At 70.8% G+C, this 11,990-nt stretch carries 9 protein-coding genes; 8 read left to right on the top strand and 1 reads right to left on the bottom strand.

All coding sequences use genetic code 11. From position 1 onward, the window contains the following. Positions 1 to 9 precede the first annotated feature (9 nt). The 4 genes from AB0937_RS26175 to fusA all read left to right on the top strand — a co-directional run bounded on the left by AB0937_RS26175 (position 10) and on the right by fusA (position 5,239). Complete coding sequence (locus AB0937_RS26175) at positions 10 to 852, top strand: NAD(P)H-binding protein (RefSeq protein WP_366714622.1); 843 nt, start codon at positions 10 to 12, stop codon at positions 850 to 852. Positions 853 to 990: 138 nt separating this feature from the next. Next, the gene (locus AB0937_RS26170; RefSeq protein ID WP_366714621.1) at positions 991 to 1,905 is read left to right on the top strand and encodes a YceI family protein; all 915 of its coding nucleotides are present in this window, start codon (positions 991 to 993) and stop codon (positions 1,903 to 1,905) included. 117 nt (positions 1,906 to 2,022) lie between these two features. Continuing rightward, the gene (locus tag AB0937_RS26165; RefSeq protein ID WP_366714620.1) at positions 2,023 to 2,826 is read left to right on the top strand and encodes a hypothetical protein; all 804 of its coding nucleotides are present in this window, start codon (positions 2,023 to 2,025) and stop codon (positions 2,824 to 2,826) included. Positions 2,827 to 3,196: 370 nt separating this feature from the next. Further along, positions 3,197 to 5,239, top strand: a complete 2,043-nt coding sequence (gene fusA / locus AB0937_RS26160) for an elongation factor G (protein ID WP_366714619.1) — start codon at positions 3,197 to 3,199, stop codon at positions 5,237 to 5,239. A gap of 60 nt (positions 5,240 to 5,299) precedes the next feature. On the opposite strand, the gene AB0937_RS26155 is transcribed toward fusA, so the two are convergent. Next, entirely contained in the window at positions 5,300 to 7,102 is a 1,803-nt protein-coding gene (locus AB0937_RS26155; protein ID WP_366714618.1) for a coagulation factor 5/8 type domain-containing protein, read from the bottom strand. 241 nt (positions 7,103 to 7,343) lie between these two features. Between AB0937_RS26155 and AB0937_RS26150 the strand changes: the two genes are divergently transcribed. From AB0937_RS26150 to AB0937_RS26135, 4 genes are read left to right on the top strand one after another with little or no spacing between them, the layout of a single operon-like run. Beyond that, positions 7,344 to 8,660, top strand: coding sequence for a sugar ABC transporter substrate-binding protein (locus AB0937_RS26150; protein ID WP_366714617.1), 1,317 nt, complete (start codon positions 7,344 to 7,346; stop codon positions 8,658 to 8,660). Positions 8,661 to 8,665: 5 nt separating this feature from the next. Continuing rightward, the gene (locus tag AB0937_RS26145) at positions 8,666 to 9,655 is read left to right on the top strand and encodes a sugar ABC transporter permease (RefSeq protein ID WP_366714616.1); all 990 of its coding nucleotides are present in this window, start codon (positions 8,666 to 8,668) and stop codon (positions 9,653 to 9,655) included. Positions 9,656 to 9,663: 8 nt separating this feature from the next. Continuing rightward, the gene (locus AB0937_RS26140) at positions 9,664 to 10,503 is read left to right on the top strand and encodes a carbohydrate ABC transporter permease (RefSeq protein WP_031107080.1); all 840 of its coding nucleotides are present in this window, start codon (positions 9,664 to 9,666) and stop codon (positions 10,501 to 10,503) included. A 29-nt stretch (positions 10,504 to 10,532) separates the two neighbouring features. Next, the gene (locus tag AB0937_RS26135; protein ID WP_366714615.1) at positions 10,533 to 11,891 is read left to right on the top strand and encodes a GH1 family beta-glucosidase; all 1,359 of its coding nucleotides are present in this window, start codon (positions 10,533 to 10,535) and stop codon (positions 11,889 to 11,891) included. Positions 11,892 to 11,990 lie beyond the last annotated feature (99 nt).

Here is an 11,990-nt window from a genome sequence, read left to right as displayed (position 1 = left end):
GGTCGTGGCATGACTCAGACGCAGAAGATCCTTGTCACCGGCGCCACCGGAACCGTCGGCCGTCAGGTCGTCGCCGAACTGCTCGACCGGGGGCACGAAGTGCGTGCCCTCACACGTGACGCGGGGAAGGCGGCCTTCCCGGCAGGCGTCGAGGTCGTCGAAGGCGACCTGACCGAGCCGGAGGGCCTGGGCCCGGCCCTGGAGGGCGTCACGGGGCTCCACCTGATCACCTTCGGGGGCGCCGCCTTCAGCCCGTTGGAGACAGGCCCCCGGATCCTGGAACTCGCCCGCTCCGCCGGTGTCCGCCGCGTCACCGTGCTGCACGGCGGCGGCCCCACCCCGCTGGAGGACGCGGTACGGGCCGACGACGGCGTGGACTGGACGGTGCTCATGCCGGTCGAGTTCATGGCCAACGCCCTGGAGTGGGCGGACGGAATCGTGACCTCGGGGGAGGTGCGGGAGCCCTTCGTGGACCGGCTGAGCGCCATGGTCCACGAGGCGGACATCGGCGCCGTCGCGGCCGTCGCGCTCACGGAGGAGGGGCACGGCGGCCAGGAGTACGTGATCACCGGCCCCGAGGTTCTCACCGTCGGCGACAAGGTGAAGACGCTCGCCGCCGCCGTCGGCCGGGACGTCACGCTGGTCGAGCTGACCGAGGAGGAGGCGGTCGCGCAGTGGCGGGCGGCCGGCCTCGGGGAGGACACCATCGGCTTCCTGCTCATGGCGTACGGCGACACCCCCGAGGTGGGCCGTACGGTCTCCGGCACCGTCGAGAAGGTCACCGGCCGCCCGGCGCGCACCTTCACCCGGTGGGCGGCCGAACACGCGGACGCCTTCACGGGGCAGTCCTGACTGTCTCGTATTGAGACACCCGGACCGGAATCCGGTCCGTCAAGATCGACAAGGGGGTGTGACCGCAGCAAGGTGCGGCCGTCGGCATGCGCAGAATCGCCGACCGCACGGCCGCACACCCGAAGAAAGGTGACCACCATGGCCCTCGCACTGCTCCGGCGCCGGTGGCTCAAGAACACCTCCGCCGCAGCGGCGGGCCTCGCCCTCCCCCTCCCCGACGGCGCGGGCGCGGTGGCGCGCGAGGTCGTCGACCCGATGGGCTCGCCCCTGGCGGCCGCGGACGTCACCGTCACCGCCCTGGACACCCACCGCGTCGCCGCGCGCGGCACGACCGACCCCTACGGCTACTTCCTCGCGGCACTGCCGCCCGGCCGCTACAGCCTGCTCATCTCGGCGCAGGGCCTGCGGCCGCACCGCGAGACGATCGAGACGGGCCCGGGCACCCCGACGGCCACCGAGCGCGTCTGGCTGCAACCCGCCGAGGCGCTCCAGCTTCCGGCGCCCGGCACCTGGCTCTTCGACCCGCCGCACACGGCGATCCGGTTCATCGCCAAGCACGTCGGCATGGCCCATGTCCATGGCCGCTTCGAACGCTTCGAAGGCGGCATCCGCATAGTCCCGGACATGGCCGACTCCCGCGTGCACGTCAGGATCGACGCCTCCAGCATCACCACCGGCAACACCACCCGCGACAACCACCTGCGATCCGCCGACTTCCTCGACGTCGAACGCTTCCCGTACATCGACTTCACGAGTGCGCGCTTCGCCTACCGCGGCGGCACCAAGTGGACGCTCCAGGGCTCCCTCACCATGCACGGCGTCAGCCGCTCCGTCGCCCTGGACACGACCTACCTCGGCACCGTGAACGGCGGCTACGGCCAGGAGTTGCGCTGCGCGGCCCTGGCGACGGCGGAACTGCACCGCGAGGACTACACCCTCAACTGGCGTTCCATGCTGGCCCGGGGCATCGCGGTGGTCGGCCCGACGGTCCAGCTGGAGCTCGACGTGCAGGCGATGTACCGCACCCATGACACGCCCACCCCGCCGGAATAGGACGCGACGGCCCGCCTGTCCGCCGGCTGACGGGCAGGCGCAGGCGCGGACATGAAGCGAGACGTGCAGTTGCCGGATGACGGGGCGGCGTGAGCTGCGATGAGCCATGATCCGTGTATGAGCCCTGCGACGCAGCAGACGGAAGTCCGTCTCGTCTTCCACGGGTGCCGGCTCGGACGCAGTGAACTGGACCGACTGTTCAGCCTGGCGCCGGAAGGCATCCCCTCTGCCTACACGGCGGTGTCGACCCAGCGGGACAACACCCGGTACACGGCGGACGACATGTCCGCCCTGGTCGACGCCCTCAACGAGGCGAACGCCCCCGGAGATCTCCACACCTGGGACAACCTGATGCAGGTGGCGGGTGATGCGGAGGGTGACCGCAAGGTGTCCGTGGACATCGCACAAGGGCGCGTCGTCGTGCAGATCTCGGGCCGTGACGCGACCTGGGCCTACGGCCAGGGCGCCCGCATCCAACTCCTCCTGGAAGCGGCCGGCGGCAAGGAGCCGGGCCCCGGCCTGGTCAAGACGATCGACAACATGAAGTGGTCGACCCTGTGGCTGCTGGCCTCATTGGGTGTCTGCCTCGTGTCGGGTTCCTATGTCGCCGACCCCGACTCGCTGCTCAGGACGGAGCAGTGGCGGGCCTCGGCGGGAGTGCTCGCCGGCCTCGTCGTCTGGGGCGTGTTCGCCTTGATCGCGGCGTCGATCGTGAGCCGGGCGAACCGTCCCCTCCTGTTGCCCACGGCAGAAGTCCCCCGCGGCTCGTGGTGGAATCGCGCGAGCAGCACGGACCGCATAGCCCTGGGCGGTCTGGTCGTCGCGGCCCTGAGTCTCATCGTGGCCGCGGTGGCGCTGGGGAACGAGCTGGTGGGCGACGACGAGAAGCCGACGAGCGGGGGAACGACGGCAACCCGCTGATGCCCATGCGGATGTCGCGGCGAAGGGGCCCAGCGGACCTCCGCGATAATCCCTGGCACCGGCCCCACCGGCCTCCCTACACTCACGTTCACGCCCGTGCCGCCCATGATCCGGGCGGTGCGCCGAGGTGACGAACGAAGGGAGACGGCCATGCGTGACCACACCGCTGTCGCCGTCTCCCTGCCGCGCTACCAGGTGATCCTCGTGTCCTGCGTGGCTCCGGTGCCCGCTGCGCGGCGGCACCGGATGCCCGGGACGAACGCCTGACCCCCGGCAAATCCTGACATGACGTCAGGTCCGGCCGCCGTCCGCCCGTCTCGCCCGGGAATCGCGCTGCCCCCTTCCTGAACGCATCGAAAGGCCCTGGGCCGTGCGCACCCACCGAAACCCGCTCGCCGTCGTCCGCAACCTCGGCATCCTCGCCCACGTCGACGCCGGCAAGACCACCGTCACCGAACGGATCCTGTTCGCGACCGGCACCACCCACAAGCGCGGCGAGGTCCACGACGGCACCACCGTCACCGACTTCGACCCGCAGGAACGCGACCGCGGCATCACCATCTTCGCCGCGGCGGTGAGCTGCGACTGGGACGGTCACCGCATCAACCTCATCGACACCCCCGGGCACGTCGACTTCGCCGACGAGGTGGAGCGTGCCCTGCGGGTGCTCGACGGTGCGGTGGCCGTGTTCGACGCGGTGGCCGGGGTGGAGCCGCAGAGCGAGACCGTGTGGCGGCAGGCGGACCGGTACGGCGTGCCGAGGATCGCGTTCGTCAACAAGATGGACCGCGCCGGGGCCGACCTCGACGCGGCCGTGGCGTCGATCCGGGCGCGACTGCATCCGGCGCCCCTGGTCGTGCAGTTGCCGATCGGCACGGAGGACACCTTCACCGGCGTCGTCGACCTGGTGCGCATGCGTGCACTGCTGTGGGACGACGGCGGCTGCGTCGAGGAGGCGCCGGTGCCGGGCGGCCTGCGGGACGAAGCCGTCGCCCGCCGCCGGGCGCTGGAGGAGGCCGTGGCGGAGCTGCACCCGGGCGCGCTGGAGGAGTTCTGCGACACGGGCACGCTCTCCGAGGGCACCCTCTCCTCGGCGTTGCGCGAGGTGACCGGGGACGGTGACGGCGTGGTCGTGCTGTGCGGCTCCGCGTACCGCAACCGCGGTGTCGAGCCGCTGCTCGACGCGGTCGTGGCCTATCTGCCGTCGCCCCTGGACGTGCCGCCGGTCCGCGGCACGCACGAGGGCGAGGAGCAGGCGCGGCCCGCCGATCCCGCGGCGCCGGCCGCCGCCCTGGCGTTCAAGGTGCACGCCACCCCGACGGGTCGGCTGACCTGTCTGCGGATCTACTCGGGCACGATCGAGAAGGGAGACACCCTGTGGGACGCGACCGCGCGGCGCACCGAGCGGATCGGGCGGATCCTGCGCGTCCAGGCCGACCGGCACGCCCCGCTGGACCGGGCCGTCGCCGGGGACATCGTCGCCGTGGTCGGGCTGAAGTCCGCCCGCGCCGGCTCGACCCTGTGCGCACCGGGCGCGCCCCTCGTCCTGGAGCCGCCCGGCGTGCCCGAGCCGGTCGTGTCGGTCGCGGTGGAGTCCCGCCGTGCCGGTGACACGGACCGGCTGGCGTCGGGGCTCGCCCGGCTGACCGAGGAGGATCCCTCGCTGGTCGTGCGAACCGATCCGGAGACCGGGCAGACCGTGCTGTCCGGCATGGGTGAACTGCACCTGGAGGTGGCGGTGGAGAAGCTCCGGCGCGAGCTGGGACTTGAGGTCAACGTCGGCCGTCCCCGGGTCAGTTATCGCGAGACCGTCGGCCGGGGCGTGGCCGGTCTGGTGTTCCGGCACGTCAAACAGGACGGCGGAGCGGGGCAGTTCGCCCAAGTCGTCCTCGACGTGGAGCCGCATGAGGAGGGAGGTTTCGAGTTCCGCTCCGCGGTCGTCGGCGGGCGAGTGCCGCAGGAGTACGTCCGGGCCGTCGAGGCGGGTTGCCGGGACGCCCTCGCCGAAGGGCCGCTCGGCGGGCACCCGGTGACGGGCCTGCGCGTCACGCTCACCGATGGGGCGACCCATGTGAAGGACTCCTCGGACACGGCGTTCCGCACGGCCGGCCGCCTCGGTCTCCGTGAGGCCCTGCGCGCGTGTGCGATGGTCCTGCTGGAGCCGGTCGTCGAGGTCACGGTCACCGTGCCCGAGGACGCGGTCGGCGGAGTGCTCGGCGATCTCGCCGCCCGGCGCGGCCGGGTGACCGGCTCGGTCACCCGCGCGGGCGCGGCGATCGTCACCGCCACCGTGCCGCTGGCCGAACTGTTCGGCTACGCGACCCGGTTGCGCAGCCGCACGCAGGGCCGCGGCACCTTCACGGCCCGTCCCACCGGTTACGCGCCGGCGCCGGTCACGACATCGGCGCGGTAGGCCCAGAACAGGCCCCTCCCCCCTGCTTTCCGGCCCGGGGGAGGGGCCTGTGCCTGCACGCTACGGGTACGACACCACCGTCGACGGCACCGTGGAGGTCCCCGACGTCGGCGACCCCGTGTCGTTGATGACGCGCTCGTACTGCCCGTTGCCGCCGAGCGAGACCACGAGCAGGTCGTGGAAGCGCACCCCGGGGCGGTTCGGCGCCGCGAAGCCGTGGTGCTGCACGATCGTGGGGTCGACGTTGTAGTAGCAGTAACTGCCCAGGCCCCAGCCCTCGTGCGTGATGACGCCGTCCCCGACCCGGTAGGCGGCGTAGCCCTTGACCGGGCCGTTCTGGATCGCGGCCTGGTTCGGGGCGTCGTACGCCTTCTCGTTCTGGTAGAAGATCGTGCGCCCGCGCTCGCCGAACCACTGCACGTCGTACTTGTTGAAGTGCTCCACGAACAGCCCGGTCGCCAGCACGTCGTGCCCGTTCACGACGACGCCGTAGTCGGCGCGGTTGGTCTCCCAGCCGACGCCGTCGCCGTGGTCGGCGCGCCAGACCCAGGTGTGGTCGACGATGGTGTGCCGGCTGTTGACGACCATGCTGGTGGTGGCCTTGCCGGGGCCCGCCCCGCCGATGCGGACGAACACGTCCTGGACGGTCGTCGGGTTGGCGGAGTGGTCGCGGGAAGCGCCCCGTGGGCCGATCTCCAGCAGGGTCGCGGAGTTGACCGGCCCGGCGTCGACGAGGAACCCGGCGAGCCGTACGCCGTCGACGTCGGCGACCTTGAGCGCGGTGACGCCGTTGTCGGGGACGAGAGTGGCGTAGCCCAGGCCCAGCACCACGGTGCCCGCCCGGTCGACCCGTACCGGCTGGTCGAGGTGGTAGATGCCGGGCGTGAGAAGCAGGTGGAGTCCCTGTGCGAGGGCCTGGTTGAGTGTGGCGGCCGGGACGCCGGGCCTGGCGACGTAGAAGCGGGACAGCGGCAGCGAGGTGCCCCGAGGAGTGCCGTTGCCCCAGGTGACGCCGCGGGCATTGGTCCGCTTCTCCGGCAGGAAGACCCGGTACTCGTCGCCGCCGAGGTACAGGAACGGCTTCTCGCGGGAGACCGGCGTTGTGGCCAGGGTGGTGTACGGCGGGTTCGGGAAGCCCTGCGCGGGGGCGCCCTCGACGCCGGAGAACACCATGTTCCACACGCCGTTGAGCCAGCCGCCGATCGCGCTGTCCCGGGTGTACCACTGCTGCTGCGAGTACGGCTGCACCTGGCCGTCGATCCGGCTGTCGGCGATGTAGCCGCCGCTGGACCAGCCGTAGCCGCTCGGGGCGAGGTTGAGGTTGCCGCGGACGTGCATCCGGCGGAAGGGGGCCGCCTGCGAGACGGCCCAGCGGTTGGTGCCGTTCACGGGGACGACCGCGAGGTTCTCCGCGGAACGCCAGAAGTTCTGTGTGGCGTTGCCGCCGAACCAGCCGGCGTCGACCGTGACGTCGCCGTTGATGGTGGTGTCGTCGGGGGAGAGGCCGAGGCCGGAGATCGAGGTGTAGAAACCGATCTGCGCGTTGAGGCCGTGGTAGGTGCCCGGTTTGAACAGCAGTTGGTAGCGGCCGGTGCCGAACTGGGCCGACTCCTGCCGCCGGAAGACCTCGTCCAGTCTGGCCTGGATGTCCGGCGTGGACGGGTCGAAGACCAGCACGTTCGGGCCGAGATCACCACCGCCGGGCAGGGCGCGCGGCTTCCTGCGCACGGGCGTCTTCCGTGTGTCGGGGGCGGCCGAGGCGGTGCCGGGCAGCGCCGCGAGCGCGGACGCGGCCGCGGCGGCGCCGAGGACGGCCCGGCGGCCGGGCGCGGGCAGACGGGATGACGGGGAGTGAGGGTGCATGGGGCGGCTCTCCTGGTTCATGAAGTGAACGGAGTGGGGTGCGGGGAGCGCTCTCTCGCCGCTGAATGGTTCATCCGTGGAACAGATGCGTCAAGGGGTGCGGCGAGACTTCCGCGAGCGTGTCCAAACCCTTGACGGGACTGCCTTCCGGGGATTAACTCACGTCCTAAATTAAGCCATGACGGCTCCCTCTTTCCGGGGAAGCCGTGATCCCGTACTCCCGGAAAGGCCAGGAGCAGCCATGCGCAGCATCCGAGCCGCGGCGGCAGGCGCCGTCACACTGTCACTCGCCCTCGCGGCCACGGCCTGCGGAGGCGGCTCCGCCACCGGCGGTGGATCGAACGATTCGCCGAAGACGCTCACCTACTGGGCGTCCAACCAGGGCGCCAGCATCGAGGTCGACAAGAAGGTCCTCCAGCCGGAGCTCGACAAGTTCGAGAAGCAGACCGGCATCAAGGTGAAGGTGGAGGTCGTCCCCTGGTCCGACCTGCTCAACCGGATCCTCACCGCCACCACCTCCGGCCAGGGTCCCGACGTCCTGAACATCGGCAACACCTGGAGCGCCTCGCTCCAGGCCACCGGATCCCTGCTGCCCTGGGACGCGAAGAACTTCGCGAAGATCGGCGGCCGGGACCGCTTCGTCGACTCGGCCCTCGGATCCACTGGCGCCGAGGGCAAGGACCCGGCGGCGGTGCCCCTCTACTCGATGTCGTACGCGCTCTACTACAACAAGAAGCTGTTCGCCGACGCCGGCATCTCCAAGCCCCCGGCCACCTGGGACGAGCTCGTCGCCGACGGCAAGAAGCTGTCCAAGGACGGCAAGTGGGGCCTGGGCATGGAGGGTTCGAACCCGTCGGAGAACATCCACCACGCCTTCGTCTTCGCCAAGCAGCACGGCGCCGACTTCTTCACCCCCGAGGGCAAGGCCGACTTCACCGGGGACGGGACGGTCGCCGCGGTCAAGCAGTACGTCGGTCTGATGGCCAAGGACAAGGTCATCGCGCCGGGCAACGCCGAGTACGCGCAGAACCAGTCCGTCAGCGACTTCGCCAAGGGGAAGACGGCGATGCTGCTGTGGCAGTCCGCGTCCGCCAACCTCGAGTCGCAGGGCATGAGCAAGGACGACTACGGCATCGCCCCCGTGCCCGTCCAGTCCGGCACTCCCGGCACCGGCAAGCAGGTCAACTCGATGGTCGCCGGCATCAACCTGGCCGTCTTCAAGAACACCGACAACACCGACGGCGCCGCCAAGTTCGTGAAGTTCATGACGAGCGACGCCGAGCAGAAGATTCTCAACAAGGCCTACAGCACGATCCCGCCCGTCAAATCGGCCCAGGCGGACGCGGCCTTCACCACCCCGGCGAACGGCGTTCTGAAGGACACCCTGGCGAAGAGCGCCGTGGCACTGCCGCAGGTCGCCGACGAGTCCCAGTTCGAGACGGCCGTCGGCACCGCCATCAAGGGCCTGTTCGCCGACGCGGCCGCCGGCCGCCCGGTCACCACCGGTTCGGTGAAGGCGGCCCTGGAGAAGGCCCAGCAGCAGATGCCGGCGGCCTGACCGACATGACGACCACTGCCCAGGCCGAGAGGCCGGCGGTCCGCAAGAACCCGCCCGGCACGGCGCGCGGTCCCCGCCGCCGCACCGGGCGGATCCGCCGCGTGGGCCTGCCCTACCTGCTGCTCCTGCCCGCCCTGCTTCTCGAACTCCTCGTCCATCTGGTGCCGATGGTGATCGGCATCGTCATGAGCTTCAAGGAACTCACCCAGTTCTACATCCGCGACTGGGGCGCCGCCCCCTGGTCCGCCCTCGACAACTACAAGGTGTCGGTGGACTTCGACGCCCCCGTCGGCGAGGCGCTGCTCCACTCGTTCCTCGTCACCGTCGCCTTCACCCTGCTGTCGGTGGGCGTGTGCTGGCTGCTCGGCACGGCCGCCGCGGTCTTCATGCAGGACGCCTTCCGGGGCCGCGGCCTGCTCCGGGCGCTCTTCCTGGTGCCGTACGCGCTGCCGGTCTACGCGGCCGTCATCACCTGGGTCTTCATGTTTCAGCACGACAACGGCCTGGTGAACCACGTCCTGCACGACCAGCTGGGCCTCACCGACAAGCCGTCCTTCTGGCTCATCGGCGACAACAGCTTCATCGCGCTGCTGACGGTGTCGGTGTGGAAGGGCTGGCCGTTCGCCTTCCTCATCGTCATGGCCGGCCTGCAGAACATCCCGCGCGAGCTGTACGAGGCGGCCGCGCTGGACGGAGCCGGAGTGTGGCAGCAGATCCGCCGCATCACGCTGCCGTCCCTGCGCCCGGTCAACCAGGTTCTGGTCCTCGTCCTGTTCCTGTGGACGTTCAACGACTTCAACACGCCGTTCGTGCAGTTCGGCAGGACCGCGCCGGAGGCCGCCGACCTCATCTCGGTGCACATCTACCAGGCGTCGTTCGTCACCTGGAACTTCGGCACCGGCTCCGCGATGTCCGTCCTGCTGCTGCTGTTCCTGCTGCTGGTCACGGGCGGATACCTGGCGCTCACCTCGCGCGGACGGAGGACCGCCTCATGAGTTCGCCCCTGGCCCCGCCCCGCTCCTTCCTGTGGTCCCGGCGGATCTTCCTCACCCTGCTGACGGGCTTCGTGCTCGTGCCCGTCTACGTCATGGTCTCCAGTTCCCTGAAGCCCCTGGCCGACGTCACCGGAAAGTTCCGCTGGCTGCCGAGCGAGCTGACGATCCGCCCGTACATCGACATCTGGTCGACGGTCCCGCTGGCCCGCTACTTCGTCAACTCCCTCGTCGTGGCCGGGGCGGCGACGGTCTGCTCGGTGGTCATCGCCGTCTTCTCGGCCTACGCGGTCAGCCGCTACGACTTCCGCGGCAAACGCGTCTTCACCGTCACCGTCCTGTCCACGCAGATGTTCCCCGGCATCCTCTTCCTGCTGCCGCTGTTCCTGATCTACGTCAACATCGGCAATGCGACGGGCATCGCCCTGTTCGGCTCGCGCGGCGGCCTGATCCTCACGTACCTCACCTTCTCCCTGCCGTTCTCGATCTGGATGCTGATCGGCTACTTCGACTCGGTGCCGCGTGACCTGGACGAGGCGGCGCTGGTCGACGGCTGCGGCCCACTCGGCGCGCTGTTCCGGGTCGTCGTCCCGGCGGCCGTGCCCGGCATCATCGCGGTCGCGGTCTACGCCTTCATGACCGCCTGGGGCGAGGTCCTGTTCGCCTCGGTGATGACCAACGACACCACCCGCACGCTCGCCGTCGGCCTGCAGGGCTACTCGACCCTCAACGACGTGTACTGGAACCAGATCATGGCCGCCTCGCTGGTCGTCAGCGTGCCCGTGGTCGCGGGTTTCCTGCTGCTCCAGCGCTACCTCGTGGCCGGCCTGACGGCGGGAGCCGTCAAGTGACCGACTCGCCCGTTCCCGAAGGGACTTCCGTGACCATCGACCTCGCCGCACTCCCGCACGACTTCCTGTGGGGCACGGCCACCTCGGCGTACCAGATCGAGGGAGCCGTGGCGGAGGACGGCCGCTCGCCGTCGATCTGGGACACGTTCTCGCACACCCCCGGGAAGACCGCCGGGGGCGACCACGGCGATGTCGCCTGCGACCACTACCACCGCTGGCGCGAGGACATCGCCCTGATGCGCCGGCTCGGCGTGAACGCCTACCGCCTCTCGATCGCCTGGCCGCGGGTCGTCCCCGGCGGCGACGGCCCCGTGAACCCGAAGGGCCTGGCCTTCTACGACGAGTTGATCGACGGCCTGCTGGAGGCGGGCATCGCCCCGTCCGTGACCCTGTACCACTGGGACCTGCCGCAGGTGCTCCAGGACCGGGGCGGCTGGCCGGAGCGCGACACGGCCCACGCGTTCGCGCGGTACGCCTCGGTCGTCGCCGAGCGCCTCGGCGACCGCGTCACCCACTGGGCCACGCTCAACGAGCCCCTGTGCTCGGCGTGGATCGGCCACCTGGAAGGCAAGATGGCCCCCGGCCTGACGGACCTCACGGCCGCCGTCCGCGCCTCTTACCACCTGCTGCTCGGTCACGGCCTGGCGAGCCGGGCCGTCCGCGCGGCGGCCCCCGGAGCACAGGTCGGCATCGTCAACAACCTCTCGACGATCCATCCCGCCACCGACACACCGGAGGACCGGGCCGCGGCCCGCCGCATGGACGGCCACACCAACCGCTGGTGGCTCGACCCGGTGCACGGCAGGGGCTTCCCGGCGGACATGCGCGAACTCTACGGCGTCGAACTCCCGGAACGGCCCGGCGACTCGGGGGCCATCGCCGCCCCGCTGGACTGGCTGGGCCTCAACTACTACTTCCCGCAGACCGTCGCCGACGACCCCGCAGGCCCGGCGCCGTACGCCCGTGCCGTACGCCGTGACGGTGTGCCGCGCACCGGCATGGACTGGGAGGTCGACGCGAGCGGCATCGAGTCGCTGCTGCTGAGGCTCACCGACGACTACGGGGCCCGCCGGCTGTACGTCACGGAGAACGGCTCGGCCTACCCCGACGTGGTCCGCCCCGACGGCACGGTCGACGACCTCGAGAGGCAGGAGTACCTGCTCGGCCACCTCGCCGCCTGCGCCTCGGCCGCCCGCAAGGGAGCCCCACTGGCCGGCTACTTCGCCTGGTCGCTGCTGGACAACTTCGAGTGGGCGTACGGCTACGAGAAGCGGTTCGGCCTCGTCCACGTCGACTACGAGACGCAGCGGCGCACGATCAAGGGGGCGGGGTACCGGTACGCGGAGGTCGTCCGGGCGCACCGCGGCCGGGCACGCGAGGCGGCCTGAGGACCGTGGCCGCTGAAATTCCTGCCCGGGTTTCGGCGGCCCGTGGTCACGGCCCATGGGTGCGGTGCGACGACGAGACCGGTGCGATCGACGGGTCTC

It is taken from the genome of Streptomyces sp. NPDC047880, assembly GCF_040706515.1.
Classification (GTDB): domain Bacteria; phylum Actinomycetota; class Actinomycetes; order Streptomycetales; family Streptomycetaceae; genus Streptomyces.
Note: the sequence above shows the minus strand (reverse complement) of the source record. Positions and strands in the feature narration are given on the sequence as shown.